Origin of the sequence: Amnibacterium soli (genome assembly GCF_039544415.1) — a bacterium.
GTDB lineage: Bacteria > Actinomycetota > Actinomycetes > Actinomycetales > Microbacteriaceae > Amnibacterium > Amnibacterium soli.
The window spans coordinates 17860-42544 of record NZ_BAABLP010000005.1 but is presented as its reverse complement, the minus strand read 5'-3'; the positions used below and the strand labels follow the sequence as shown (position 1 = coordinate 42544).

Sequence of the window (24685 nt, the reverse complement as noted above, 5' to 3'; positions counted from 1 at the left end):
TTCTCCGTGTTCCTGCCGCACCGGGGACGACCGGCACGGCTCCTGTCGCGCTCAGCTCGAGTGCCGGCGCAGCAGATCGGCGCGCCGTACCGTTCGGGCATCGCGGAGGCGCTGGAGGCGCGTCACGAGCATGGGATCCTCCCGCAGAGCGGCGGGCGCCTCGATGAGCGCGCCGAGCACCTGGTAGTAGCGGGCGGCGGAGATGCCGAACTCCTCGCGGATGGCCTCCTCCTTCCTCCCTCCGCGGCGCCACCAGGCGCGCTCGAAGGCGAGGATGTCGAGCTCCCGGGCGGAGAGCGCCGGCTCGCCGCCGGTCGGGTCCACGGATTCGTCCACGTCGTGCTCGGTGTCCTTCCGTGCGGCCCGCCCCCCTCGTTCGAGGGAATAGGAGGGATGCTAGAAGCGCTGGCTCCCCGTGAGGCGGAAGCCGAACGCCGTGTCCGCTCATGCGAGCACGGACGCCCGCCGGGGAGGCAGCGATGACCTACGAAGTGACCAAGACCGACTCCGAGTGGCGAGCCGCCCTCGACCCGAACGAGTTCAAGGTGCTGCGCGAGGCGGCGACCGAGCGCCCCTGGTCGGGAGCCCTGCTCGACGAGCACCGCGACGGGCTGTTCCGCTGCAAGGCGTGCGACGCGGCCCTGTTCCGCTCGACCACAAAGTTCGAGTCCGGCTCGGGCTGGCCGTCGTTCTACGAGCCCGTCTCCGCCGACGCCGTCGAGCTGAAGGTCGACACCGCCTGGGGCATGACCCGCACGGAGGTGCTGTGCGCCCGGTGCGGCTCGCACCTCGGGCACCTGTTCGACGACGCCCCGCAGACCCCGACGGGCGACCGCTTCTGCATGAACTCGATCTCCCTTTCCTTCCACGAGGAGTGAGACCGGGGGCGGAGCGCCGTTCGTAGACTGACGGAGCGCCGGGATAGCTCAGTCGGTAGAGCGCCGCCCTTGTAATGCGGATGTCGTCGGTTCGATTCCGACTCTCGGCTCCAGCGCGCACATGCAGAAGGCCCTCCCCGCGGACTCGGGGAGGGCCTTCTGCATGACTCCGGAGGCGCTACTCCGACTTCGTCGCGCTCGGCGTCGGGGTCGGCGCGGCGGAGGCCGAGGGGCTCGGCGTCGCGGCGGCGGCACCGCCCACGCTGGTGACGAAGCTGCCGAAGTTGGTCGAGCCGTCCCAGTAGCGGCCGTTCACGACGACGGTCGGGGTCGACGCCCGGTTCTTCGTCGGGATCGTCACCTTCGCGAGCGAGCCCGTCTTGTCGATGAACTCGTCGGTGCGGGCCTGCACCCACGCCTTGAACTGCTGGTCGCGGATCGCGGTGGTGATCTGCGCGACGTTGCTCGGCTTGACCTGCTTCACCAGCTCGATCAAGCGGTCGTCGGTGAGGCCGGGGCCGCCCTCCTTGGGCTGCACGTCGGTGCGGTACAGCAGCTCGTGGAACGCCGCGTAGGTGTCCGGCGAGTAGTTCGCGACTGCTGCGGCCGCGTTGGCCGCCCGCGTCGAGTAGCTGTTGTCGGTGAAGTGGTTGTCGAGGATCGCGACCGGGTGGTACTGCACGACCGCGGCGCCGCTCGTGATCAGCTGCTTCACCTGGCTGCCGTAGGTCTGCTCGAAGCTCTGGCAGGCCGGGCAGCCGAAGTCCTCGTAGGCCTGGATCAGCACGACGCCGTCGCTGGGCGTGGGCTGCGGCGACGGGGTGGCGTCGGAGGACGGCGCGGCGGTCTTCGCCGCCGTCAGCTGCGCGCCCTGGATGGTGATGCCGCCGCTCGCCATGTTGCGCGGGCCCGGCCCGGGCGGGCGCACCGAGTTGACGATGATCACGGCGACGATCGCCACGATGGCGACGATCACGACACCGATGGTCGCCTGCAGCACGACCTTGTTGCGGCGCTCGCGGCGCTGCTGCCGGAGGCGCTGCTCGCGGGCCTTCTCCCGGGCGGCGTCACGGCGCTCGTTCTTCGACGCTCTCGCAGCGTTGCTCATGGATCCCTCCTGCGACCGCCGACCGGCGGCACGGGCAGGCATGGTAACCGCCGTGCGTAAGGGCGGCGCATAGGCGCCCCGCCCGCCCCAGCGCCCGCGTGCCATACTGAGCGCGTCCGGCGATGGCGCCGGGCATGACCACTGGTCATCCTCACTACGGATCGTCCGGCACGTACCTGCCGGTGAAGGAGATTCAGCCATGGCAACCGTGACCTTCGATCACGCGACCCGCCTCTACCCCGGCGGCACGCGCGCCGCGGTGGACGCGCTCAACCTCGAGGTCGCCGACGGCGAGTTCCTCGTCCTCGTCGGCCCCTCCGGCTGCGGCAAGTCGACCTCCCTCCGCATGCTCGCGGGGCTCGAGGAGGTCAACGACGGCCACATCTACATCGGCGAGAAGGACGTCACCGACATCCCGCCGAAGGACCGCGACATCGCGATGGTCTTCCAGAACTACGCGCTCTACCCGCACATGACCGTCGCCGAGAACATGGGCTTCGCGCTCAAGATCGCCGGCGTCGGCAAGGACGAGCGCGCGAACCGCGTGCTCGAGGCCGCGAAGCTGCTCGATCTCGAGCCCTACCTGGCCCGCAAGCCGAAGGCCCTCTCCGGTGGTCAGCGCCAGCGCGTCGCCATGGGCCGTGCGATCGTCCGCCAGCCGCAGGTGTTCCTCATGGACGAGCCGCTGTCGAACCTCGACGCGAAGCTGCGCGTGCAGACGCGCACGCAGATCGCCTCCCTGCAGCGCCGCCTCGGCGTCACCACGGTCTACGTCACGCACGACCAGACCGAGGCGCTCACCATGGGCGACCGCATCGCGGTGCTGAAGGACGGCATCCTGCAGCAGGTCGGCTCGCCCCGCGAGCTGTACGAGCGCCCGAACAACGTGTTCGTCGCCGGCTTCATCGGCAGCCCGGCCATGAACCTCTTCCCGTCCGACCTCGTCGAGGGCGGCGTGAAGTTCGGCGAGTACCTCATCCCGCTGACGCGGGAGACGGTCGCGGGCTCCAGCGGCAAGCAGGTCACGATCGGCGTGCGCCCCGAGGACGTCGAGGTCTCCACCTCGCGCGGCGACGGCCTGCCCGTCGTCGTCGACCTCGTCGAGGAGCTCGGCGCGGACGGCTACCTCTACGGTCACGCGGAGGTGAACGGCCGCCGCACCGACATCGTCGCGCGCGTCGACGGCCGTGCGCACCCGCAGGTCGGCGAGACGGTCTACCTGCACCCGCAGCAGAACCACACGCACGTGTTCGACGTCGAGTCCGGGGCGCGCCTCTCGGCTGCTGTCACGGCTTGAGCGACTCGTTCGGGGACTCGCTCTCCATCACGGCGGCGACGGTCGATCCGGCGCTGCTGGACCTGCCGTGGAGCATCCCCCTCGAGCAGTGGACCGCCGAGCACATCGCGGCCCTGCCGAAGGGGATCTCCCGGCACGTCGTCCGCTTCGCGAACCTCTCGGGGTACGTCGTCGCGGTGAAGGAGACGTCGACCGATCTCGCCCAGCGCGAGTACGACATGCTCCGCACGCTGCAGCGCATGGACGTGCCGTGCGTCGAGCCGGTCGCTGTGATCAGCGGCCGGCTCGACGAGAACGGGGCGGAGCTGGCGACGGTGCTCGTCACCCGCCACCTCCGCTTCTCCCTCCCCTACCGCGCCCTGTTCTCGCAGACGCTGCGGCCCGACACCGCGACCCGCCTGGCGGACGCGCTCGCGCTGCTGCTCGTGCGGCTGCACGTGATCGGGTTCTTCTGGGGCGACGTGTCGCTGTCGAACACGCTGTTCCGACGTGACGCGGGCGCCTTCGCGGCGTATCTCGTCGACGCGGAGACCGGGAAGCTGTACTCCGGCGGCCTGTCCAAGGGGCAGCGCGAGAACGACCTCGAGGTCGCCCGCGTCAACATCGCCGGCGAGCTGATGGACCTCGCGGCCGGCGGCCACGTCGACGAGGACCTCGACCCGCTCGTCACGAGCGAGCGGATCGTGTCGCAGTACCGGATGCTCTGGAACGAGCTGATGGGCCGCGAGACCTTCGCCTCCTCCGAGCGCTGGCGCATCAACGAGCGGGTCGACCGCCTGAACGCGCTCGGCTTCGACATCGAGGAGCTGTCGATCCGGACCGGTGCCGGCGGCAACGAGGTCGTCATCCAGCCGAAGGTGGTCGACGCCGGGCACCACACCCGGCGCCTGCTGCGCCTGACCGGGCTCGACGCGGAGGAGAACCAGGCCCGCCGCCTCCTGAACGACCTCGACCAGTGGAGCCACGCCTTCGGGCGCGCCGACATGGACGAGGAGATGGCGGCGCACGAGTGGGTCGCCGGGGTCTTCGAGCCCGTGGTCCGCTCGATCCCCCGCGACCTGCGCGGCAAGCTCGAGCCCGCCGAGGTGTTCCACCAGGTGCTCGAGCACCGCTGGTTCATGTCGCAGCGGCAGAACCGCGACGTGCCGCTGGCGGAGGCGCTGAACTCCTACGTCGACGAGATCCTGCGGCACCGCCGCGACGAGGCCGCGCTGCTCGAGCCCCTGACGGGCTCCATCACCACCCCGGTGCGCGTCTCCCAGGGCCCCGACGACTGGCGCACCACCGTCTGACGAGCACGACAGCAGGAACTCCTGAGCACCACAGCAGGAAGAATCGCGTTCAGCAGGAAGATTTCGTCGATTACTTCCTGCTGATGCTCGATCTTCCTGCTGTCGTGCTCATGCCAGGGGCGCGTGCCGAGCCATCACGTCGCGGATCGCCTGCAGCACGAACTCCGGGTCGTACATGATCGTCGCGTAGGCGAACTGCAGCACGATCCGGCCCGCCCGCATCAGGCGGACGACGCGGACGCGATCCCTGGTGAAGGACTCCTCCCTGGCGTGCGTCTCGCGACCGTCCGCCTCGATCACCAGCCAGTCGTCGACCTCGATGTCCGTGCGGTCCCCGCTGCGCATCGTGACCTGGACCGCGGCGTGGATGCCCGCCACCGCCAGGAGGTAGCGCACGATCGACTCGATGCCGGACTCGCTCCTCGGCTCGAGGTGCGCGATGAGGTGGTGCACGCGCTGCGGCCCGCGGGCGATGAGCGCCTCGAGCCGGTTGCGCGAGATCAGCCGCCGGAACAGGAGCGAATCCAGGATCGCGATCAGCAGGTGCGGCGGCACGCACCGCAGCGCGTCGGCGATCGCCAGCTCGAGCGGCGCGACGGCGAACGAAGACCCCGTGCGCTCGGCTGGCGCGCTCCAGTGCCGGACCACCGAGGCGCCGCGCTCACGATCGGCCGACCGGCGGCCCGATGCGGACGTCGGGAACACGATGTGCGTACCTCCGGAAGGAGGAACCCATGCGCCGTGGAGGGCGAGTGCGGAGATGCAGCCCAGCCGCCCGCCCATGCGCATCGCGAGCACGGCGTCCTTCGGCGTGCGCGCGGTGCCGTACCAGCCCTTGATCACCCGGAAGGCGCGGCCCGAGCGGATCGTCTCCTGGATCGAGGCGACGGTCTCCCCACGCGCCCGGAGCTCGGCGGTGGTGAAGAACTCGAAGGCGCCCATGGCGGAGCATGGTGCTCCGCCTGCCGCACGACGTGGGCGACGCCTCCTGGGGAGGAGCGGATGGGCGCCGGTGATCGAACGAGTGCGTCGGCAGGAAGATCGCGCTTCAGCAGGAAGGAACGGCGCCGATCTTCCTGCTGAAGCGGCTTCTTCCTGTTGAAGCGCTCGGATCTTCCTGCTGTCGTGCTCTACTCGGCGGCGGTGCGGGTCGTCGCGATCGCGTAGAGGGCGATGGAGGTGGCGACGGAGGCGTTCAGGGACTCCGTCGCGCGGCCGATCGGGATCGAGACGATCTGGTCGCAGAGGTCGCGGACCAGGCGGGACAGGCCCTGGCCCTCGCTGCCCGCGACGACCAGCAGGGGCCGGTCGGCCAGCTCGAACGCCGGCAGCGCGACGTCTCCCCCGCCGTCGAGGCCGATCACGAAGACCCCCGCCTGCTTGTAGGCGGTGATCGTCTGCGCGAGGTTCGACGCCATCGCGACCGGCACCCGCGCGATGGCGCCCGCGGAGGCGCGCCACGACGCGGGCGTCACGCCCACGGACCGGCGCTGCGGCAGGACCACGCCGTGCCCGCCGAACGCGGCGACGGAGCGGATGATCGCGCCGAGGTTCCGCGGGTCGGTGATGCCGTCGAGCGCGACGACGAGGGGCGTGCCCGGCTTCTGCAGCAGGTCCATCGGGTGCGCGTACTCGTAGGGCTTCGTCGCGAGCGCGATGCCCTGGTGGAGCAGGTCGCCGCCGGTCAGCCGGTCGAGCTCGGGGCGCATCACCTCGAGCACCGGGATGTCCCGGTGGTTGGCGATGGAGAGGATCTCCCGGATCCGGTCGTCCACCTCCATGCGCGCCGCGATGTACACGGTCGTCGCGGGGATGCGGGCGCGGAGGCCCTCGAGCACCGCGTTGCGGCCGGTGACGAGGTCCTCGACCGCCGCCTTCTTGCGCGGCGCGGGACGCTGCTGCCCGTCGCCGCGCTTCGAGGCCGCCCGCTCCGCCAGCTGCTTGCGCTTGTGCGCCTGGTGGTAGGTGCGGTCCTCCGCCTTCGGGGTCGGGCCCTTGCCCTCGAGCGCCTGGCGCCCGTTGCCGCCCGACCCGACCTTCGTGCCCTTCAGATTCGGCGTGCGCCGCCTGGCGTCACCGGCCATCGATGCTCCACCTCGTCCCGTCTCCCGTGTCGGTCAGCGCGATGCCGGCGGCTGCCAGCTCGTCGCGGACCCGATCCGCTGTCGCGAAGTCCCGCGCCTCGCGGGCCGCCTGCCGCTCGGCGATCAGCCGTTCGACCAGGGCCCCGAGCGCGTCGCGGCTGCCGTCATCGTGCACCCCGGTGCTCCACGCGGGGTCCGAGGGGTCGATGCCGAGCACGCCCGTCATCGCCCGCACCCCCGCCAGCGCCGCGCCGGCATCGTCGAGCGCGCCCGAGTCGATCGCCTGGTTGCCCCGGCGGATCGTCTCGTGCAGCACGGCCAGCGCCTGGGGCACCCCGAGGTCGTCGTCCATCGCCGCCGCGAACGCGTCGGGCACGATCGCCGGGGCCGGGGTCGCCCCGGACTCCACGGCGCGCGCGACGAAGCGCTCGACGCGCGACAGCGCCTCCTCCGCCTCGAGCAGCGCGCCGTCGTGCAGGTCGAGGTCCGAGCGGTAGTGCGCGGAGACGAGGGCGTACCGCACGACGACGGGGCGCGCCGACCCCAGCAGGTCCGCGGCGAACACCGAGTTGCCGAGCGACTTCGACATCTTCTGCCCGGCGACGGTGACGAGCCCGTTGTGCACCCAGAGCCGCGCGAACGGCGATCCGGAGGCCGTCGACTGCGCCAGCTCGTTCTCGTGGTGCGGGAACCGCAGATCCAGGCCGCCGCCGTGGATGTCGAACTCCGCCCCGAGGTAGCGCTGCGCCATCGCCGAGCACTCGATGTGCCAGCCGGGCCGGCCGCTGCCCCACGGGCTCGCCCACGCCGCCGACGCGGGCTCCTCGGGCTTGTGCCCCTTCCAGAGCGCGAAGTCGCGGGGGCTGCGCCGCGCGCGGCCGTCCTCGCCGGACACGAGCGCGTCGCCCGTCTGCCGCGTGAGCAGGCCGTAGTCGGGCCAGGAGGCGACGTCGAACCACACGTCGCCGGAGTCGTCGGGCGCCGGATAGGCGTGGCCGGTCTCGATCAGCCGCTCGATGAGCGAGATCATGTCGCCGATGTGGCCGGTCGCGCGCGGCTCGTACGTCGGCTCCTGCACGCCGAGCGCGCGGTAGGCGGCGGCGAACTCCTGCTCGACGCGGAAGGCGTGCGCCCACCACTCGCTGCCGGCGCGCGGTGCGGCGTCGAGGATCTTGTCGTCGACGTCGGTGACGTTGCGGATCAGCGTGACGGCGAGGCCGCGGTGGGTGAGCCAGCGGCGCAGCACGTCGTAGGAGAGCGCGCTGCGCAGGTGCCCGACGTGCGGGGACGACTGCACCGTCGGACCGCAGACGTACATGCCGACCCGGCCCGGGACCACCGGCTCGAGCTCGCGGAGCGCCTGCGACCGGGTGTCGTAGAGGCGGACGGTCACGAGCCCGATGGTACGGGAGAGACCGCGCCGACCAGGGCCGTCGCGATCGCGGCGACGCCCTCGCCCCGGCCGGTGAGGCCGAGCCCGTCGGTCGTCGTGCCGGACACGGCGACCGGTGCGCCGACCGCGGCGGACAGCAGCGCCTCGATCTCGTGCCGGCGCGGCCCGATCCTCGGCCGGTTGCGATGACCTGCACGGCGATCGAGCGCGGGGCGAGGCCCGCCTCGGCGAGCAGCGCGACCGACCGGGTGACGAAGTCGATGCCGGCGCGGCCCGCCTCCTCGGCCCGATCGACGCCGAAGCGGGCGCCGAGGTCCCCGAGGCCGCCGGCGGACAGCAGCGCGTCGGCGACGGCGTGGCAGACGACGTCGGCGTCGCTGTGCCCCGCGAGCCCGGCCTCGCCGGGCCAGTCCAGGCCGCCCAGCCGCATCGGCCGCCCGGGGTCGACGGCGTGCACGTCGACCCCGAGCCCCGTGCGGGAGGCGGGAGGCGGCGCGAGCAGCTGCTCGGCCCGGCGCAGGTCCCACGGCGTGGTCACCTTGAAGGCGTCGGGGTCCCCGGCGACGACCGAGACCGCGCCGCCGGCCGCGGCGAACACCGAGGCGTCGTCCGTGTGCCCCTCACCGGCCGTGGCGTACGCGCGCCGGAGCGCACCGGCCGGGAAGCCCTGCGGGGTCTGCACGGCGGCCAGCCGGGAGCGGTCGAGCGTCGCCACCACCGCGGCGCCGTCGACCTCCTTGACCGTGTCGGCCGGCGCGAGGGCGGGCACGACGCCCGCGCCCGTCGAGACGACCGCCGCGCGCACGAGGTCGAACAGCCCGGAGGGGGTGAGCGGGCGGGCCGCGTCGTGGACCAGCACGACCTCGTCGTCGCCGACGTGCGCGAGGGCGAGCGCGACCGACTCCTGCCGGGTCGCGCCGCCCGGCACCACCGTCACGCGGGCCGCGTCGGCACGCGCGGCCATCAGCGCCGCCATGCGCTCGACGCCGGCGGGCGGCGCGGTGACGACGACGTGGTCGACCTCCGCGGCGAGCACGCCGTCGAGCGCCCAGTCGAGCAGCGCACGTCCGGCGACGGGCACGAGCGCCTTCGGCACGCCCGCGCCAAGTCGGACGCCGTCGCCCGCGGCGACGACGATCGCGACGGTCAGGAGGCGAGCACCTCGTCGAGGACGGTGGACGCCTGGTCCTCGTCCGTCTTCTCCGCCAGCGCGAGCTCGGAGATCAGGATCTGCCGCGCCTTCGCGAGCATGCGCTTCTCACCGGCGGACAGGCCGCGGTCCTGGTCGCGGCGCCAGAGGTCGCGCACGACCTCGGAGACCTTGATCACGTCGCCGGACGCGAGCTTCTCGAGGTTCGCCTTGTAGCGGCGGGACCAGTTCGTGGGCTCCTCGACGAACGGGGTGCGCAGGACCTCGAACACGCGGTCGAGGCCCTCCTTGCCGATGACGTCGCGGACGCCGACCAGGTCGACGTTCTCCGCAGGCACCTCGATGGTCAGGTCGCCCTGCGCCACGTTCAGTTTGAGGTACACCTTCTCCTCGCCGCGGATGGTGCGCTTCTTGACCTCGACGATCTTCGCGGCCCCATGATGGGGGTAGACGACCGTCTCTCCGACCTCGAACTGCATGCGCATCCTCTCGAAAAGCGGCCTCCATGCTAGCACGGGGGCCGTTCCGGCGCGGCTGGAGGGGGTCGCCCTCCGGTCCGCCGAGGGGGCGGTCCGCTAGGCTGCACGACGGTCGGACCGCGGTGGTCGTGCCCCACGGGTCGACCCGACGAGAGGTGTTGCAGTGAAGATGCGAGTCGCGGCATCCGTCGCGGTGACCGTGCTGGCGACGACGGTGCTGGCGGGCTGCCAGTTCATCACCCCGCAGGACACGTCCCTCCCGTACAACCCCGCGGACGGCGTGAACAGCTCCGTCGGGAACGTCGCGCTCCGCAACCTGTTCCTGGTCGACGGCCCCGACGACACCGCCTCGCTGATCGGCGTGCTCGCGAACTCGAAGGGCACCGCGACCACCGTGACCCTGCAGTGGACCGGTGCGCAGGGCGCGGAGACGAAGACCCTCCAGGTGCCCGCGAGCGGCATCCTGTCGCTGTCGACGGACCCGTCCACCCCGGCGGCGTCGGTGCCCGGGGCGGCCGGCACCGTGATCCTCGAGGACGTGCAGGCGACGGCCGGGGGGCTCTTCCCGATCACGTTCTCCGAGTCCGCCAAGGACACGGACGTCCGCGTGCCGGTGCTGACGGGCAGCTTCTCGCAGTACGCGACGCTCGTGCCCACGCCGACCCCCACGCCGACGGAGACGCCCTCCCCCGACGCCACGGACTCCCTCGCGCCCACCGACGGCGCGACGCCCACGCCGACCCCGACGGAGTCGCTCGCCGGCTGACCCGAGCCGCATGCCGAAGGGCGCCGCCTCCGATCGGAGGCGGCGCCCTTCGTCGTCCTACACCTCGGCCGGCAGGTCCTCGAACCGGTAGCCGAGCCCGCGGACCGTGAGCAGCAGGCGCGGCTCCGCCGGCTCCTCCTCGATCTTCGCGCGGATGCGCTTGACGTGGACGTCGAGCGTCTTGGTGTCCCCGAAGTAGTCGGAGCCCCAGATGCGGTCGATCAGCTGACCGCGGGTGAGCACCCGGCCCGCGTTGCGCAGCAGCAGCTCGAGCAGCTCGAACTCCTTCAGCGGCATGGCGGTCTCCCTGCCGTGCACGAACACCGCGTGCCGGTCCGCGTCGAGGCGGATCGGACCCGACTCGAGCACGTCAGGTCCCACGGCGTCGGACTGCTCCACGCGGCGGCGCAGGACCGCGCGCACGCGGGCCAGCAGCTCGCGGCTCGAGTAGGGCTTGGTCACGTAGTCGTCCGCGCCGAGCTCGAGGCCCAGCACGATGTCGATCTCCGCGTCCTTCGCCGTCAGCATGATGATCGGCACGTCGGAGACCGCCCGGACGCGCTTGGCGACCTCGGTGCCGGGCAGGACCGGCAGCATCAGATCGAGCAGCACCAGGTCGACGTCGCCGCGCCCGAACCGGGCGAGGGCCTCGCCGCCGTCCGCGACCGCGGCGACCTCGTAGCCCTCCCGCTGCAGCAGGTAGACCAGGGGCTCGGCGATCGCCGGCTCGTCCTCGACCAGCAGGATGACCGTCATGCGCGCTCCTTCTCCCGGCGCGAGGGTCGCGCCGCTGCGGATGCCGGCGCCGGGGTCTCCGGCAGCCGGACGGTGAACGTCGAACCGCGGCCGACGCGGGACCAGAGCCGCACCTCGCCGCCGTGGTTCTCCGCGATGTGCTTCACGATGCTGAGGCCGAGCCCGGTGCCGCCGGTCGAGCGCGACCGCGCCTGGTCGGTGCGGTAGAAGCGCTCGAACACGCGGTCGAGGTCCTCCTCCGCGATCCCGATCCCCTGGTCGGACACGGCGATCTCGACGACGCCCTCGCGCGACCGCACCCCGAGGCCGACGTGCCCGCCGGTCGCGGAGAACGCGATCGCGTTCGCGACGAGGTTCTGCACGGCCGTCGTGATCATGGCCCGGTCGCCGAGCGTCCAGAGCCCCGACTTCTTGCCGAGCACCACGGACACGTCCCGCGCCTCCGCCGCCACCCGGGTGCGGTCTACGGCGGCGCGCAGCACCTCGTCGAGCGGCACGGCCTCGGCGGACTGGAGGGGGTCGGCGCCCTGCACCCGGGAGAACTCGATGATCTGCTGCACGAGCGCGCCGAGCCGGCCCGCCTCCGTCGTGAGCCGCGCGGCGAAGCGCCGCACCTGGTCCGGGTCGTCCGCGGCGCTCTGGAGCGCCTCGCTCAGCAGGGAGACGGCGCCGATCGGCGTCTTCAGCTCGTGGCTCACGTTGGCGACGAAGTCGCGCCGCACCGCCTCCAGCCGCACGGCGTCGGACCGGTCGTCGATGAGCAGCAGCACGCGGGTCGTGTCGATCGGTGCGGCGCGCGCCGTGACGACGAGGTTCCGGGCGCCGGCGGCCCGCACGAGCACCAGGTCGGTGCCGCGGGAGGCGCAGTCGGTGCGGGCCTCGTCCACGAGGCGCTCCAGCTCGGGGTGCGTGAGGGCGCGGCCGTCCGTGAGGCCGAGCGCGAGCGCCTCCGGCGTCGCCTGCAGCACGGAGTTCGAGCCGTCGACCACGAGGGCGGGCTGGGTGAGCGCGTCGAGCACGGCGAGCGCCCCGTCGGGCAGGGCGGTCGCCTGCAGGTCGAGCACCTCCGCGCCGCGGTCCAGCGCCGCCCTGATGAGGACGGTGAACAGCACGCCGACGGTGAGCCCGAAGACGATCCCGAGCACCACGATGGACGCCGCGCTCATGCAGAGTACGATAAGCGACTGTTCAGGGGCGTCTTTCCTTCTGGCGGGCGCGGGTCGCGGATTTGTCCGGGCGTTCGCCTGCTCTGCACCTGATGTTCACCTCCGTGGCCGACGTTGGCCTTCCGGGGTTCGGGAAGAAGTGAGGGTCGACGTGCGCGAGGTGTTCCAGCAGGAGCTCGAAGAGGTCCAGGAGCGGCTGGTCCGCATCGCCGGGCTGGTGGCCCAGTCCATCGAGAAGGCGACGACGGCGTTCAACTCGTCCGACGTCTCCCTCGCCGAGAACGTGATCGCCGACGACCACCTCATCGACGAGCTCGCCGCGAGCCTCGACGAGCTGGCCATCGACATCCTGGCCCGGCAGCAGCCCGTCGCCCGCGACCTGCGGATCGTCGTGTCCGCGCTGCGCATCAGCGCCTCGCTCGAGCGCATGGGCGACCTGGCCGAGCACATCGCGCAGCTCGCGCGCACCCGCTTCCCCGAGAAGGTCGTGCCGAAGGACCTGCGCCCCACCTTCAAGGAGCTCGGCCGCCTCGACGTGCTGATCGCGCAGAAGCTGACGCGGTTGCTCGAGAGCGAGTCGACCGAGCTCGCGACCGAGATCCGCGACGACGACGACCTGGTCGACGACCTGCACCTCAGCGTCTTCGACAAGGTGCTCGGTGAGACCTGGAAGGGCGCGGCGAGCGACATCGTCGACGCGACCCTCGCGAGCCGGTACCACGAGCGCTTCGCCGACCACGCGGTGTCCATCGCCAAGAAGGTCCAGTACCTGCAGACCGGCGACTGGGTCGCCGTGTCGAACTGACCCGCACCCGCTCATGACGGAGGGGACCCGGCCGGCGGCCGGGTCCCCTCCGTCGTCCTCGGGCTAGGCGCCCGCCTTGCCGCCCTGGGCGGCGACGGCCGCGGCGCCGGAGGCGGCCGCCTCCGGGTCGAGGTACTCGCCCCCGGTCACGATCGGGCGCAGCTGCTCGTCGAGGCGGTAGTGCAACGGGATGCCGGTGGGGATGTTCAGCTCGGCGATGTCGTCGTCGGAGATGCCGTCGAGGTGCTTGACCAGCGCGCGCAGCGAGTTGCCGTGCGCGACGACGATCACGCGCTCGCCCGCCCGCAGCCGCGGGGCGATGTCGCGCTCGAAGTACGGCACCATCCGCTCGACGACGTCCTCGAGGCACTCGGTGCGGGGCACGTCGACGCCGGCGTAGCGCGGGTCGGCGTCCTGCGAGAACTCGCTGCCGGGCTCGATCGCGGGCGGCGGGACGTCGTAGCTGCGACGCCAGGTCTTGAACTGCTCGGGGCCGTACTCGGCGAGCGTCTGCGCCTTGTCCTTGCCCTGCAGCGCGCCGTAGTGGCGCTCGTTGAGCCGCCAGTCGCGGACGACCGGCAGCCAGGCGCGGTCGGCGGCGAGCAGCGCCTCGTCGGCGGTCTGGATCGCCCGCGTGAGCAGCGACGTGAACACGACGTCGGGCAGCAGGCCGGCCTCGCGCAGCAGGCGGCCGGCGTTCCGGCCCTCCTCGATGCCGCGCGGCGTCAGCCGCACGTCGACCCAGCCGGTGAAGAGGTTCTTCTCGTTCCACTCGCTGTAGCCGTGGCGCAGGAGGACGAGGGAGTGTTCGGTCGGCACGCCTCGAGTGTAGGACGGCGCTCCGCCGCCGCTCCCGGGTCGGTACCGTCGGAGCATGCCCGTCGGTCGCGTCACCCGCGGCACCACGGGCGTGAACCGGCTGCGCCGCGTCGACCGCTACCTCGCCTCGCTGCCGCAGCTGCGCAGCACCCCCTCCCCGCTCGTCGTCGACCTCGGCTACGGCGCGCGGCCGTGGACCGCGCTCGAGCTCGCCGACCGCCTGCGCGCGGTGGCCCCCGGGGTGCGCGTGCTGGGGCTGGAGATCGAGCCGGACCGCGTCGCCGCGGCCCTGCCGCACGCGACGGAGACGGTGACCTTCGCGACGGGCGGGTTCGAGGTGCCGACGCCGGGCGGCGAGCGGCCGGTGCTGATCCGGGCGATGAACGTGCTGCGGCAGTACGACGAGGCGGAGGTGGCGGGCGCCTGGGCGCGCACGGCCGGTCGCCTGGCGCCGGGCGGCCTGCTCGTGGACGGGACGTGCGACGAGCTCGGCCGGATCTGCTCCTGGGTCGACGTCGGCGCCGACGGGCCCGAGCGGTTCACGATCTCGCTGCGGCTCGAGGGCCTCGACTCCCCCGGGGTCGTCGCCGAGCGCCTCCCGAAGGCGCTCATCCACCGCAACGTGCCCGGCGAGCGCGTGCACGACCTGCTGACGGCGCTGGACACGGCGTGGACGCGGGCGGCGCCGCTGTCCGTCTACGGCCCGGTGCAGCGCTTCGTCGCCGCCGCCGAGGCGCTGCGGGACCAGGGCGTGCCGGTCGCGGCCGGCCGCTCGCGCTGGCGCCTCGGCGAGCTCACCGTGCCCTGGAGCGTCGTCGCCCCGACGTGAGCGTCAGGCGAGGGAGGGCAGGGCGGCGCGGATGTCCTCCTGCGGCAGACCGGCCGCGACCGCCAGGTCCACGACGACCGGGCGCACGAGCACGGTGATCATCGACGCGGTGACGGACGCCTCCGGGCTGACCAGCCGCGGGTCGAGCCGTCGCGCGATGAGCAGCAGGTCCTCCCGCGCCGGGGCCAGCACGGCGGGGTCGTGCACGCTGCGGCCGAGGAGCGCCGCGGCGGAGCCGACGGCGGCGAGCAGCTCGGCGAGCTCCGGTCGCGCCCGCCCGTCGCTCGTCAGCGCCTCCGCCCGCCGCGCGATGGTGCGCATCGACCGCACGGCGAGCTCGACGCCCGCGAGCAGCCGCCGCTGCGCGAGCAGCTCCGGCAGCCGGCGCCGGAGGAACGGGGAGACCCGGGCGATCGCGATCGCGGAGTCGAGGGTGGTCGTCCAGTCGTCGACGACCGGGTGCAGCTCCCGCAGCGCGCCGAGCGCCGCCGCGGCCGTCGGCCGGTCGGCGGTGCGGAGCGCCCTGGCGGTGTCGTCGAAGCCGCGGCGGAGCCCGGCGAACACCCGGTCGGCGTCCCGCTGCGCGGCCCGTCGCGGGTCGCGCGGCAGCAGGGCGGTCGCGAGCAGGGCGATCCCGCCGCCGATGAAGCCGTCGAGGCTGCGGGCCCAGCCGCCGCCCGACGGCAGCTGGATCAGCAGCACGATCGCGGACTGCGCGGTCGCCGCGACCGCGACCGCCGGCGCCGCGTTCAGCAGGCGGGCGAGCAGCAGCGTGGCGAAGAGCGCGACCAGGATCTGCCAGACCCCGCGTCCGGCGACGGCCAGCATCACCTCGGCGAGCGCGACGCCGACGGACAGGCCGATCGCGGTCTCGAGCACTCGCCTCGGGCGGGCGTCGCGCACGAAGCCGAGGCTGCTCAGGCAGACGGTGATCGCGAGCAGCGGCACCGGGTGCCCGACCACGAAGTGCGCGAAGCAGTAGGAGGCGGTCGCCGCGATCGCGAGCTGGCCCGCGGCGGGCACCGCCTCGGCCGACCGGCGCAGCGCCGGGCGGGGGTCGGCCCAGGAGGGGACGCGGCGCCCCGCTGCTGCGCTCAGTGCCGTTGCACCGCGCCGAGGCGCGGCAGGCGCGGCACCGCGACGGCGGGTCCGGCGCCCGAGGGCACGACGACGCGCTGGGCGGCTGCGACGTCGCCGTCGGGGGTGCGGACGACGAGCGCGGCGTCCTCGGCGACGGAGCGCTTCACGACGGCGAGCGCCACGGGACCGTCCTCGTGGTGGCGCGCGCTGCTGGTGACCACGCCGACCTCCGCGTCGTCGGCGAGCACGGGCGAGCCCGGCTCCGGCAGCACGGCGTCGGAGCCGTCGAGGTCGAGCTGCACGAGGCGGCGCGGCGGGCGGCCGAGGTTGTGCACCTTGGCGACCGTCTCCTGCCCGCGGTAGCACCCCTTCTCCAGGTGCACCGCGCTGCGCAGCCAGTCGAGCTCGTGCGGGATGGACCGGGCGTCGACCTCGTGCGCGGCGCGGGGACGCCATGCGGCGATCCGCAGCGCCTCGAGGGCGTCGACCCCGGCCAGGGCGACCGAGCCGGCTGCCGCCTCCTCGGCAAGAGCGGTCAGGCGGGCGCGCGGCACGAGGGCCAGCCGCAGCGGGAAGTCGGCGCCGGGGTGCACCGCGGTCGTCGCGCGGGTGACGCCCCCGACCGCGCCGTCGGCCCACGGGTCGCGCCAGAGCAGCGGGGCGCCGCCGTCGGGACCGGGCTCGTCGAGGTCGGCGAGCGCCGCGAGCACCGCGACGTCCGCCGTGCGGTCCTCGATCGTCACCTGCTTCCAGAACTTCATCCGCTCGAGGAACGTCGCCAGCGGCAGGGTGCTCGCCGCCTCGACGACGAGCCACGCGGCCGTGCCGTCGTCGACGATCGACATCGCGTGCTCGATGCGGCCCGCGGGATCGAGCAGCAGCGTCTCGGCGGAGTCGCCGGGGCGCAGTCCCAGGAGGCGCTGGCTGGTGAGCGAGTCCAGCCAGGTCAGCCGGTCCTCGCCTTCGAGGCGCAGCACGCCGCGGGAGGAGAGGTCGACGAGCGCCCGCCCCGCGGCGAGCGCGCGCTGCTCGTGCGCGGGCCGCCCGTAGTGCGCGGCGACGCCGGCGTCGGGGTCGGTCGCGGCGACCGCGCCGGGCACGTCGAGCAGGGGGCTGTCCACGCTTCGAGGCTAGGCGCTTCCGCGGCCCCTCAGTAGCGTGGCGGGCGACGGCCTCCCACGGTGCCGCGGCCGCGGCGCGGGCCGAGCACGGCGGAGGAGCCGGTCATGACGGTGCTGCGGTTCGCGACCCACCTGTGGTTCGACCACCAGGCGGTGGAGGCCGCCGAGCTCTACACGGGCCTGCTGCCCGACTCGCACGTCGATCGCGTGGTCGCGGCGCCGCCCGGAGCGGCGCCGGGCGCGCCCTTCCTCGTCGACCTGACCCTCGTCGGCCAGCAGTACACGTTCCTGAACGGCGGTCCGCTGTTCCCGTTCGACCCGCAGGTCTCCCTGCACGTCCTCTGCGACACGCAGGAGGAGGTCGACCGCTGCTGGACGGCGCTCCTCGAAGGCGGCGGACGGGAGTCGCGGTGCGGCTGGCTGAGCGACCGCTTCGGCCTCTCCTGGCAGATCGTCCCGGAGGCGCTCGGGCGCCTCATGGCCGATCCCGACCCGGAGGTCGTCGCGCGCGTGACGCAGGCGATGCTCGCCATGGAGAAGCTCGACGTCGACGCCCTGGAAGCGGCAGCGGCCGGCTGACCGAGGCCGACCGCGACCCGTTCGGGGTCGTGGCGCGCCACCGCTGCGCCGCAGGGTCGGCGGCGCAGCCATGAGCGCTAGTCGCGGCGGCGGAGGCGGCCGGAGGCGTGCGTGCGCAGCTCCTGCCCGAGCGCGGCGATGTCCCACGCCCAGAGCAGGTCCCCCTCCACGAGCCCGTAGATGCGGGTCGCGGCCGAGTACTCCTTGGCGCTCTCGGTGCGCATGACGGCGTCGGTCGCGAGGTCGATGCGCGGGCCCTTGACGCGGCCGAGGTACAACTCGGTCACGCCGGTCGGGTGCACCAGCGACACCTCGACGTCGAAGCCGTCGGAGGCGTTGCGCAGCGTCTCGACGCTCGCGGCGGTGGAGAACGGGCGCGGCCCCTCGCCGGGCAGCATGCCGGGCCCGGGGTCGCCCTCGGTGGGCGGGCGACTGAGGCGCCAGTACCCGGTCTCCGTCACGAGCGGCACGGTCGGGCCCTCGTCGGGCGTGCCGCGGTCGGCGCCGAAGAGCCACGTGAACGAGCTGTAGTTGAGGAAGGGCAGCCCGTCGTGGCTGAAGCTGACGCGCTGGCCGAACTCGTGTCGGCGGGTCTCGTCGCCGACCTCGTACTCGATTAGGCCGGTGCCCTCCCACACGCCGATGAGCCACGAGAGCGGCACGAGCTCGGCGGGCAGGCCGGTGGGGATGTCGATCATGAGCGGGTCCTCGCAGGACGGATCAGCGCTGGCCCCGGAACAGCTTGGCGACCACGACGACGGACACGAAGGCGATGGCGAGCGAGGCGAGCCCGAGCAGGCCGAGGTAGAACAGTTCGATCGCCAGCTGCACGGAACGATCCTAGGCCGGAGGCGCTGGACGACGGGCCCGGCCCGCGCGGCGGTTCAGCCGAGGGCGGCGACGAGCGCGCCGAGGAGCACGAGCACGAACGTGCCGCCCGTGGTCGCGGCGAGCCGCACGACGAAGCCGCGCTGCTCGGCCACCGCGAGCTGCGCGACGATCCCGGCCACGACGGCGAGCGGCAGGGCGAGCGCCAGCCAGGAGAGCGCGTGCGGGTCCGGCACGAACACGTCGACCAGCACGACGCCGATCAGGGTGAGCAGCCAGACGGCGACGACGGCGACGCGGGCTGCAGGCACGGCGGGCATCCTCCCATCCCCGCCCGTGGGTGCTCAGCAGGCCTCCAGCGGCGGCGGGTAGAGGCCCCGGAGGGGCTCGGAACCGGCCGACCGATACGATGCAGGCCAGCGGACGGCCGGAAGGACCCCCATGGCGCAGCTGTTGATCCTGACCCCTCAGGTCGATGGCGACGTGCTGCCCGCGCTCAGCCTGCTGAGCCACAAGGTACGGTCGATCCCCGCGGAGCCGGCGCAGCTGATCAGCGCTCCCCCGTCGGACGTGATCCTGATCGACGCCCGGTTCGACCTGGCGAGCGCGAAGTCGCTGTGCAAGATCCTCACCACCACGGGCATCACGGTGCCGATGATCCTGATCCTCACGGAGGGCGGCCTCACGGCCGTCAGCGCCGACTGGGGCGTGCAGGACGTCGTGCTCGACTCCGCCGGACCCGCCGAGGTGGACGCCCGCATCCGGCTGGTCATCGGCCGCATGGCGCAGGCGGAGAGCGCGTCGAAGATCCAGGCGTCCGGCGTCGTGATCGACGAGGCCAGCTACTCCGCGCGGGTGCACGGCCGCCCGCTCGACCTCACCTTCAAGGAGTTCGAGCTGCTGCGCTTCTTCGCGACGCACCCCTCGCGGGTGTTCACGCGCGAGCAGCTGCTGAGCGAGGTGTGGGGCTACGACTACTTCGGCGGCACCCGGACGGTCGACGTGCACGTGCGGCGGCTGCGGGCGAAGCTCGGCGACCTCGAGAGCCTGATCGGCACCGTGCGCAACGTCGGCTACCGCTTCAACGTCTACGAAGACGAGGGCGAGCGCATCGCCGCCACGCGGCGCTGAGACCGACGCTGCGAATCGCCTGGGAGCCGACTGGCCGGTCGCAGGAGGTTCGCTAGGTTCTGGCCGTCCGCGACCCTGCGGACTGACGGAAAGGTCCCGACGCATGTCCGCATCCGCCGCACCCACGGCTTCCTCCCTCGAACCGGCGCCGAGCACGGTCGTCTGGTCGTACCGGCTCTACCTGATCGGCGCGGTCCTCGGCCTGATCGGCCTCGTGCTCAGCCTCGTGCTGCTGCCCGCCACGATCGATGCGGCCGTGCAGAGCGCGAACAGCCAGCTCCAGGGCCGGGACACCCAGGGCGTGGACGTCGAGGCGTTCGCCCGCGGCACCGCCATCGGCGCGACCGTGCTGAGCGTCGTCCTGTCGGTCGTCTTCGCGGTGCTGGTCATCGTGTTCGCGCGGAAGCTGCGCCAGGGTCGCAACTGGGCGCGCATCGTGCTGCTCGTCATCGCGGTCCTGCAGATCTTCGGCGCCCTCGGCACCTACGGCGTCGGCGCGCTGCACTTCCTCGTGATGGCCGCCGCGGCCGTGCTGAGCTTCCTCCCGGCGTCCAACGCCTGGTTCAACCGGGCGAAGACCCGCGCAGACCTTCTGACGCCCCGCCCGTTCACCTGCGGGCAACCCTGACGGTGGGAGGATGCGGGGATGGACGAGGAGACCTCGACCGCCACGGCGGTCGTCGACGACGACACCCCCGCCCCCCTGCCGCAGCGGCCCCGGCTCGCGCCGCTGCCGCGCGACCGCTACATCGACCGCGAGCTGTCCTGGCTCGCGTTCAACCGTCGGGTGCTCGACCTCGCGGAGGACGAGACGCTGCCGGTGCTCGAGCGCGCGAACTTCCTCGCGATCTTCGCGTCGAACCTCGACGAGTTCTTCATGGTGCGCGTCGCCGGCCTGAAGCGGCGCATCCTCACGAGCCTGGCGGTGCCGACGAACATCGGTCGCACGCCGAAGGCCGTGCTCGCGGACATCAACGCCGCCGCGCACGTGCTGCAGGTGCAGCACGCGGAGGTGTTCCACGAGCAGGTCCGGCCGGTGCTCGAGGAGCACGGCATCCGCATCGTCGGCGTCGACGACCTGTCGGAGAGCGAGCAGAACCGCCTCGCCGAGGTGTTCGCCAACCAGATCTTCCCGGTCCTCATGCCGCTCGCGGTGGACCCGGCCCACCCCTTCCCGTACATCAGCGGCCTCTCGCTGAACCTCGCGGTGCGGGTGCGCAACCCGAAGTCGGACCGCGTCGACTTCGCGCGCCTCAAGGTGCCGACGGGCGTGCTGCCGCGGCTCGTCGCCACGTCGACGCCGAACTCCTCCACCTCGACCTTCGTGCTGCTCGAGGACCTGATCGCCCACCACCTCGGCGAGCTGTTCCCCGGCATGGAGGTGCTCGAGCACCACGTGTTCCGCCTCACCCGCAACGAGGACCTCGAGGTCGACGAGGACGAGAGCGAGAACCTGCTGCAGGCGCTGGAGCGCGAGCTGCTGCGCCGTCGCTTCGGGCCGCCCATCCGCCTCGAGATCACCGAGGACATGGACGCGCGGACCCTCGAGCTGCTCACCTCCGAGCTCGACGTCACGCGCGACGAGGTGTACCGCCTCCCCGGCCCGCTGGACCTCGCCGGGCTGTTCGAGCTGAACAAGCTCGACCGGCCGAACCTGCACTACCCGACCGCCGTGCCCGCGACCGCGGCCGCGTTCATCCCGGGCGAGCCGAACGAGAAGCCCGACCTGTTCGCGGCGATCGCGAAGCAGGACGTGCTGGTGCACCACCCGTACGAGTCGTTCGCGACGAGCGTGCAGGCCTTCCTCGAGCAGGCCGCGGCCGACCCCGACGTGCTGGCGATCAAGCAGACGCTCTACCGGACGAGCGGCGACAGCCCCATCGTCGAGGCGCTGATCGACGCGGCCGAGGCGGGCAAGCAGGTGCTCGCGATCGTCGAGATCAAGGCCCGCTTCGACGAGCAGAACAACATCGACTGGGCGCGCAAGCTCGAGCGCGCCGGCGTGCACGTCGTGTACGGCATCGTCGGCCTGAAGACGCACTGCAAGCTCGCGCTCATCGTGCGCCGCGAGGCCGACGGCAACCTCAAGAACTACTGCCACATCGGCACCGGCAACTACAACCCGAAGACCAGCCGCATCTACGAGGACCTCGGCCTGTTCACGGCCGACGACCGCGTCGCGAAGGACCTGACGCGGCTGTTCAACGAGCTGTCCGGCTACGCGATCGAGAAGAAGTTCCGCCGACTGCTCGTCGCGCCCCTCCACCTGCGGAAGGGGCTGCTCAAGCGGATCAACGCGGAGCGGATGCACGCGGAGGCGGGCAAGCCGGCCCGGGTGCGCATCAAGGTCAACTCGATGGTCGACGAGGCCATCATCGACGCGCTCTACCGGGCCAGCCAGGCCGGCGTCGTCGTCGAGGTCTGGGTGCGCGGCATCTGCAGCCTGAAGCCCGGCATCCCGGGGGTCAGCGAGAACATCACCGTGCGCTCGATCCTCGGCCGCTACCTGGAGCACTCGCGGATCTTCTCGTTCCTGAACGACGGCGACCCGATCACCTACATCGGCAGCGCGGACATGATGCACCGCAACCTCGACCGCCGCGTCGAGGCGCTGGTGCAGCTGAAGCGCCCCGAGCACCTCGCCGAGCTCGACCGCCTGTTCGACCTCGCGATGAGCGACGAGACCTCGTCGTGGCACCTCGACGACATCGGGGTGTGGGAGCGGCACGCGATCAGCGACGCCGGCGAACCGCACATCGACCTGCAGACGGCGACGCAGCAGGCGCTGAGCACGAGGAAGCGCCAAGGGCGATGACCGACGCGACGGCCACGCCCGTCCTCGCGGCGGGCGCGGTCTGCTGGCGCCGGCGCGCGAAGAGCTACGAGGTCCTGCTCGTGACGCGGCCGCGCCAGGGCGACGTGAGCCTGCCGAAGGGCAAGACCGAGCCGGACGAGTCGCTGCCCCTCACCGCGGTGCGGGAGGTGGAGGAGGAGACCGGCTACCAGGTGCACCTCGGCGTGCCGCTCGGCTCCACCACCTACGTGCTGCCGAACGGCCGCGACAAGACGGTCGTGTACTGGGCCGCGGAGGTGACGAAGCACGAGCTCGAGCGCGGGCACTTCACCCCGAGCGCGGAGGTGGACGCCGTCGAGTGGGTGCCGCTCGCGAAGGTCGGCAAGCGCCTCACCTACGAGCGCGACGCCGAGCTGCTGCAGCGCTTCGCCGAGCTGGCGGTGACCGGGGAGCTGGAGAGCTTCGCCCTGATCGCGCTGCGGCACGCGAAGGCCGCGTTCGACTCCCCCTCCGGCACCGACGCCGACCGGCGGCTGACCTCCCGCGGGCAGGCGCAGGCCCGCGCGGTCGTGCCGGCGCTGACCGCCTGGGGCCCCACGCGGATCGTCAGTAGCACGGCAGCCCGCTGCCTGGCCACGGTCGCACCGCTGGCGAAGGCGACCGGGATCGAGGTGAAGAAGGCGCAGGAGCTCAGCCAGGACGACTGGGAGATGCAGCACCACGACCCGAAGCACGTGCGGGCGGTCGTCGAGCGCCGGGTCGCCAAGGGGCGCACGGCCGTGCTCTGCAGCCACGCGCCGGTGCTGCCGGAGATCCTCGAGCAGATCGCCGAAGCGACCGGCAGCCCGAACGGCGGCCGGATGACGAGGGCCGGGATCCTCGGCACCGCCGAGTTCGCGGTGGTGCACCTGTCGGCGAAGGCGCCGCACAGGATCCTCGCGATCGAGACGCACAGCGCGCCCGAGTAGTTCCGGAGCGGCAGCCGCAGCGCGGCACGGCGATCCTGTTCCACCTGACCGTCGCATGAATCCGGCATCGCCGTGATGCGCCCGGGACGGCTCGTTCACCTCCCGTTCACCGGCGGGAGGGCATCGCGCTACCGGCGTTCCCTACTTTCAGGTGCGCTCGCGCGGGAAGAGGCACAACCTCCGCACGGGCACCTGCACCCGGACCCCGAAGGGATCACCTCTTGAAGCACCTGCGCGCGAGCCTCGCCATCGGCACGGCTCTCACCGCCATGATCGCGCTGTCGTCCTGCGCGTCGAACGAGGGCGGCACGCCCGCCGCGAGCGGCGACAGCAGCGGCTCCGCCTCCACGTCGCTGAGCGGCACGCTGAACGGCGTCGGCTCCTCCGCCCAGTCGAACGCGCAGACCGCGTGGACCAAGGGCTTCCAGACCTCGAACAGCGGCGTCACCATCAACTACGACCCGTCGGGCTCCGGCGCCGGTCGCAAGGCCTTCATCGGCGGCGGCGCGCAGTTCGCCGGCAGCGACTCGGCCCTCAAGGACGACGAGCTCTCGGGCACCTTCGCGCTGTGCGCGTCGGGCTCCAAGGGCATCGACATCCCGGTGTACGTCTCGCCGGTCGCCCTGGTCTACAACCTCGACGGCGTCAAGGACCTGAAGCTCGACGCGCCGACCATCGCGAAGATCTTCTCGGGCAAGATCACGAAGTGGAACGACTCCGCGATCGCGAAGCTCAACAGCGGCGCCAAGCTGCCGAGCTCGTCCATCACGCCCGTCTACCGCTCGGACAGCTCGGGCACGACGACCAACTTCACGGACTACCTGCACCAGGTCGCACCGAGCGACTGGACCGCGGAGGCCGGCGACGCCTTCCCGTACAAGACCGGTGAGGGCGCGGCCAAGGGCTCCGGCGTCGTCTCCGCCGTGACCGGCGGCAAGGGCACGATCGGCTACGTCGACAACTCCTCGGCCGGCGACCTGTCCGTCGTCGCCGTCAAGGTCGGCGGCGGCTTCGTGAAGCCGTCCGCCGAGGTCGCGTCGAAGATCGCCGAGACCTCGCCGCTCGACACCGCGCGCGGCTCGAACGACGTCGTCGTGAAGGTCAACCGCAAGGCGATCGACACGGCCGAGTACCCGATCACGCTGGTCAGCTACATGATCGCCTGCCAGCAGTACAAGGACGCGGCCGTCGGCTCCCTCGTGAAGGCGTACGCCGAGTACATCACCAGCACCGACGGCCAGCAGGCCGCGGCCGACACGGCCAAGAGCGCGCCCATGACCGGCACGCTGCTGGAGAAGGCGGAAGCCGCCGCCAAGTCCATCAAGTAGCACCCCCGCTGGCCGCCCCGGACGCGACGTCCGG

25 protein-coding genes, 1 tRNA gene and 1 pseudogene are annotated in these 24685 nt (G+C 72.6%); 13 read left to right on the top strand and 14 right to left on the bottom strand.

The window, feature by feature from the left end:
• Nucleotides 1-51 precede the first annotated feature (51 nt).
• Nucleotides 52-336, bottom strand: coding sequence for a DUF3263 domain-containing protein (locus ABEA53_RS12435; RefSeq protein WP_345481537.1), 285 nt, complete (start codon nucleotides 334-336; stop codon nucleotides 52-54).
• Between the two features lie 143 nt (nucleotides 337-479).
• Here ABEA53_RS12435 and msrB point away from each other — a divergent pair, with 143 nt between their 5' ends.
• Nucleotides 480-878, top strand: a complete 399-nt coding sequence (msrB, locus tag ABEA53_RS12430; protein WP_345481536.1) for a peptide-methionine (R)-S-oxide reductase MsrB — start codon at nucleotides 480-482, stop codon at nucleotides 876-878.
• A 37-nt stretch (nucleotides 879-915) separates the two neighbouring features.
• A tRNA-Thr gene (locus ABEA53_RS12425) sits at nucleotides 916-991 on the top strand.
• Between the two features lie 65 nt (nucleotides 992-1056).
• On the opposite strand, the gene ABEA53_RS12420 is transcribed toward ABEA53_RS12425, so the two are convergent.
• Nucleotides 1057-1986 carry a DsbA family protein gene (locus ABEA53_RS12420; RefSeq protein WP_345481535.1) on the bottom strand — a complete coding sequence of 310 codons (930 nt, stop codon included), beginning with the start codon at nucleotides 1984-1986 and terminating at the stop codon, nucleotides 1057-1059.
• A gap of 199 nt (nucleotides 1987-2185) precedes the next feature.
• Here ABEA53_RS12420 and ABEA53_RS12415 point away from each other — a divergent pair, with 199 nt between their 5' ends.
• Both ABEA53_RS12415 and ABEA53_RS12410 read left to right on the top strand, forming a co-directional pair.
• Nucleotides 2186-3283: an ABC transporter ATP-binding protein gene (locus ABEA53_RS12415; RefSeq protein WP_345481534.1), complete on the top strand. Its 1098-nt coding sequence runs from the start codon at nucleotides 2186-2188 to the stop codon at nucleotides 3281-3283.
• On the top strand, nucleotides 3280-4575 hold the full coding sequence (locus tag ABEA53_RS12410) for a DUF4032 domain-containing protein (RefSeq protein ID WP_345481533.1): 1296 nt from the start codon (nucleotides 3280-3282) through the stop codon (nucleotides 4573-4575). Before ABEA53_RS12415 ends, ABEA53_RS12410 begins: the two co-directional genes overlap by 4 nt.
• A gap of 108 nt (nucleotides 4576-4683) precedes the next feature.
• Here ABEA53_RS12410 and ABEA53_RS12405 read toward each other — a convergent pair whose 3' ends face one another.
• From ABEA53_RS12405 to ABEA53_RS12385, 5 genes and pseudogenes are all read right to left on the bottom strand, one after another.
• Nucleotides 4684-5517, bottom strand: coding sequence for a hypothetical protein (locus ABEA53_RS12405; RefSeq protein WP_345481532.1), 834 nt, complete (start codon nucleotides 5515-5517; stop codon nucleotides 4684-4686).
• Nucleotides 5518-5705: 188 nt separating this feature from the next.
• Complete coding sequence (gene rlmB / locus ABEA53_RS12400) at nucleotides 5706-6659, bottom strand: 23S rRNA (guanosine(2251)-2'-O)-methyltransferase RlmB (protein ID WP_345481531.1); 954 nt, start codon at nucleotides 6657-6659, stop codon at nucleotides 5706-5708.
• On the bottom strand, nucleotides 6649-8052 hold the full coding sequence (cysS, locus tag ABEA53_RS12395; protein WP_345481530.1) for a cysteine--tRNA ligase: 1404 nt from the start codon (nucleotides 8050-8052) through the stop codon (nucleotides 6649-6651). Before cysS ends, rlmB begins: the two co-directional genes overlap by 11 nt.
• Nucleotides 8049-9148: pseudogene (gene ispF, locus ABEA53_RS12390) on the bottom strand (2-C-methyl-D-erythritol 2,4-cyclodiphosphate synthase). The gene cysS and the pseudogene ispF overlap by 4 nt, the downstream one beginning before the upstream one ends.
• A gap of 50 nt (nucleotides 9149-9198) precedes the next feature.
• The gene (locus ABEA53_RS12385) at nucleotides 9199-9681 is read right to left on the bottom strand and encodes a CarD family transcriptional regulator (protein ID WP_119480860.1); all 483 of its coding nucleotides are present in this window, start codon (nucleotides 9679-9681) and stop codon (nucleotides 9199-9201) included.
• A 163-nt stretch (nucleotides 9682-9844) separates the two neighbouring features.
• Between ABEA53_RS12385 and ABEA53_RS12380 the strand changes: the two genes are divergently transcribed.
• Nucleotides 9845-10447 carry a hypothetical protein gene (locus ABEA53_RS12380; RefSeq protein WP_345481529.1) on the top strand — a complete coding sequence of 201 codons (603 nt, stop codon included), beginning with the start codon at nucleotides 9845-9847 and terminating at the stop codon, nucleotides 10445-10447.
• A gap of 57 nt (nucleotides 10448-10504) precedes the next feature.
• On the opposite strand, the gene ABEA53_RS12375 is transcribed toward ABEA53_RS12380, so the two are convergent.
• Nucleotides 10505-11203, bottom strand: a complete 699-nt coding sequence (locus ABEA53_RS12375) for a winged helix-turn-helix domain-containing protein (RefSeq protein WP_345481528.1) — start codon at nucleotides 11201-11203, stop codon at nucleotides 10505-10507.
• Nucleotides 11200-12369: a sensor histidine kinase gene (locus ABEA53_RS12370; RefSeq protein WP_345481527.1), complete on the bottom strand. Its 1170-nt coding sequence runs from the start codon at nucleotides 12367-12369 to the stop codon at nucleotides 11200-11202. The genes ABEA53_RS12375 and ABEA53_RS12370 overlap by 4 nt, the downstream gene beginning before the upstream one ends.
• Nucleotides 12370-12520: 151 nt before the next feature.
• Here ABEA53_RS12370 and phoU point away from each other — a divergent pair, with 151 nt between their 5' ends.
• On the top strand, nucleotides 12521-13174 hold the full coding sequence (gene phoU / locus ABEA53_RS12365) for a phosphate signaling complex protein PhoU (RefSeq protein ID WP_345481526.1): 654 nt from the start codon (nucleotides 12521-12523) through the stop codon (nucleotides 13172-13174).
• Nucleotides 13175-13237: 63 nt separating this feature from the next.
• Here phoU and ABEA53_RS12360 read toward each other — a convergent pair whose 3' ends face one another.
• Nucleotides 13238-13993: a phosphoglyceromutase gene (locus ABEA53_RS12360; protein ID WP_345481525.1), complete on the bottom strand. Its 756-nt coding sequence runs from the start codon at nucleotides 13991-13993 to the stop codon at nucleotides 13238-13240.
• Nucleotides 13994-14048: 55 nt separating this feature from the next.
• Here ABEA53_RS12360 and ABEA53_RS12355 point away from each other — a divergent pair, with 55 nt between their 5' ends.
• Nucleotides 14049-14822, top strand: a complete 774-nt coding sequence (locus ABEA53_RS12355) for a class I SAM-dependent methyltransferase (protein WP_345481524.1) — start codon at nucleotides 14049-14051, stop codon at nucleotides 14820-14822.
• 3 nt (nucleotides 14823-14825) lie between these two features.
• Here ABEA53_RS12355 and ABEA53_RS12350 read toward each other — a convergent pair whose 3' ends face one another.
• Complete coding sequence (locus tag ABEA53_RS12350) at nucleotides 14826-15845, bottom strand: FUSC family protein (RefSeq protein ID WP_345481523.1); 1020 nt, start codon at nucleotides 15843-15845, stop codon at nucleotides 14826-14828.
• A gap of 71 nt (nucleotides 15846-15916) precedes the next feature.
• A complete protein-coding gene (gene ygfZ, locus ABEA53_RS12345) occupies nucleotides 15917-17023 on the bottom strand; it encodes a CAF17-like 4Fe-4S cluster assembly/insertion protein YgfZ (protein WP_345481522.1) in 1107 nt (368 codons plus the stop codon).
• 105 nt (nucleotides 17024-17128) lie between these two features.
• Here ygfZ and ABEA53_RS12340 point away from each other — a divergent pair, with 105 nt between their 5' ends.
• Nucleotides 17129-17602: a VOC family protein gene (locus ABEA53_RS12340; RefSeq protein ID WP_345481521.1), complete on the top strand. Its 474-nt coding sequence runs from the start codon at nucleotides 17129-17131 to the stop codon at nucleotides 17600-17602.
• Between the two features lie 77 nt (nucleotides 17603-17679).
• Here ABEA53_RS12340 and ABEA53_RS12335 read toward each other — a convergent pair whose 3' ends face one another.
• A complete protein-coding gene (locus ABEA53_RS12335) occupies nucleotides 17680-18300 on the bottom strand; it encodes a heme-binding beta-barrel domain-containing protein (protein ID WP_345481520.1) in 621 nt (206 codons plus the stop codon).
• A gap of 186 nt (nucleotides 18301-18486) precedes the next feature.
• Nucleotides 18487-18741 (bottom strand): hypothetical protein, encoded by a 255-nt coding sequence (locus ABEA53_RS12330; RefSeq protein ID WP_345481519.1) that lies wholly within the window; start codon nucleotides 18739-18741, stop codon nucleotides 18487-18489.
• Between the two features lie 130 nt (nucleotides 18742-18871).
• Here ABEA53_RS12330 and ABEA53_RS12325 point away from each other — a divergent pair, with 130 nt between their 5' ends.
• From ABEA53_RS12325 to pstS, 5 genes are all read left to right on the top strand, one after another.
• Nucleotides 18872-19561 carry a response regulator transcription factor gene (locus ABEA53_RS12325; protein WP_345481518.1) on the top strand — a complete coding sequence of 230 codons (690 nt, stop codon included), beginning with the start codon at nucleotides 18872-18874 and terminating at the stop codon, nucleotides 19559-19561.
• Nucleotides 19562-19664: 103 nt separating this feature from the next.
• Nucleotides 19665-20189, top strand: coding sequence for a hypothetical protein (locus ABEA53_RS12320; protein ID WP_345481516.1), 525 nt, complete (start codon nucleotides 19665-19667; stop codon nucleotides 20187-20189).
• An 18-nt stretch (nucleotides 20190-20207) separates the two neighbouring features.
• Nucleotides 20208-22376, top strand: a complete 2169-nt coding sequence (locus ABEA53_RS12315) for an RNA degradosome polyphosphate kinase (protein ID WP_345481514.1) — start codon at nucleotides 20208-20210, stop codon at nucleotides 22374-22376.
• Nucleotides 22373-23323, top strand: a complete 951-nt coding sequence (locus tag ABEA53_RS12310) for an NUDIX hydrolase (RefSeq protein WP_345481513.1) — start codon at nucleotides 22373-22375, stop codon at nucleotides 23321-23323. The genes ABEA53_RS12315 and ABEA53_RS12310 overlap by 4 nt, the downstream gene beginning before the upstream one ends.
• A gap of 221 nt (nucleotides 23324-23544) precedes the next feature.
• Complete coding sequence (pstS, locus tag ABEA53_RS12305) at nucleotides 23545-24651, top strand: phosphate ABC transporter substrate-binding protein PstS (RefSeq protein ID WP_425550630.1); 1107 nt, start codon at nucleotides 23545-23547, stop codon at nucleotides 24649-24651.
• Nucleotides 24652-24685: the final 34 nt, after the last annotated feature.

Excerpts from the sequence above, each read along its gene's own strand:
- msrB (WP_345481536.1), top strand. The coding sequence starts at position 480 with ATGACCTACGAAGTGACCAAGACCGACTCCGAGTGGCGAGCCGCCCTC.
- ABEA53_RS12420 (WP_345481535.1), bottom strand. The coding sequence starts at position 1,986 with ATGAGCAACGCTGCGAGAGCGTCGAAGAACGAGCGCCGTGACGCCGCC.
- ABEA53_RS12415 (WP_345481534.1), top strand. The coding sequence starts at position 2,186 with ATGGCAACCGTGACCTTCGATCACGCGACCCGCCTCTACCCCGGCGGC.
- ABEA53_RS12405 (WP_345481532.1), bottom strand. The coding sequence starts at position 5,517 with ATGGGCGCCTTCGAGTTCTTCACCACCGCCGAGCTCCGGGCGCGTGGG.
- rlmB (WP_345481531.1), bottom strand. The coding sequence starts at position 6,659 with ATGGCCGGTGACGCCAGGCGGCGCACGCCGAATCTGAAGGGCACGAAG.
- ABEA53_RS12385 (WP_119480860.1), bottom strand. The coding sequence starts at position 9,681 with ATGCAGTTCGAGGTCGGAGAGACGGTCGTCTACCCCCATCATGGGGCC.
- ABEA53_RS12375 (WP_345481528.1), bottom strand. The coding sequence starts at position 11,203 with ATGACGGTCATCCTGCTGGTCGAGGACGAGCCGGCGATCGCCGAGCCC.
- ABEA53_RS12370 (WP_345481527.1), bottom strand. The coding sequence starts at position 12,369 with ATGAGCGCGGCGTCCATCGTGGTGCTCGGGATCGTCTTCGGGCTCACC.
- ABEA53_RS12355 (WP_345481524.1), top strand. The coding sequence starts at position 14,049 with ATGCCCGTCGGTCGCGTCACCCGCGGCACCACGGGCGTGAACCGGCTG.
- ABEA53_RS12340 (WP_345481521.1), top strand. The coding sequence starts at position 17,129 with ATGACGGTGCTGCGGTTCGCGACCCACCTGTGGTTCGACCACCAGGCG.
- ABEA53_RS12335 (WP_345481520.1), bottom strand. The coding sequence starts at position 18,300 with ATGATCGACATCCCCACCGGCCTGCCCGCCGAGCTCGTGCCGCTCTCG.
- ABEA53_RS12325 (WP_345481518.1), top strand. The coding sequence starts at position 18,872 with ATGGCGCAGCTGTTGATCCTGACCCCTCAGGTCGATGGCGACGTGCTG.
- ABEA53_RS12320 (WP_345481516.1), top strand. The coding sequence starts at position 19,665 with ATGTCCGCATCCGCCGCACCCACGGCTTCCTCCCTCGAACCGGCGCCG.
- ABEA53_RS12315 (WP_345481514.1), top strand. The coding sequence starts at position 20,208 with ATGGACGAGGAGACCTCGACCGCCACGGCGGTCGTCGACGACGACACC.
- ABEA53_RS12310 (WP_345481513.1), top strand. The coding sequence starts at position 22,373 with ATGACCGACGCGACGGCCACGCCCGTCCTCGCGGCGGGCGCGGTCTGC.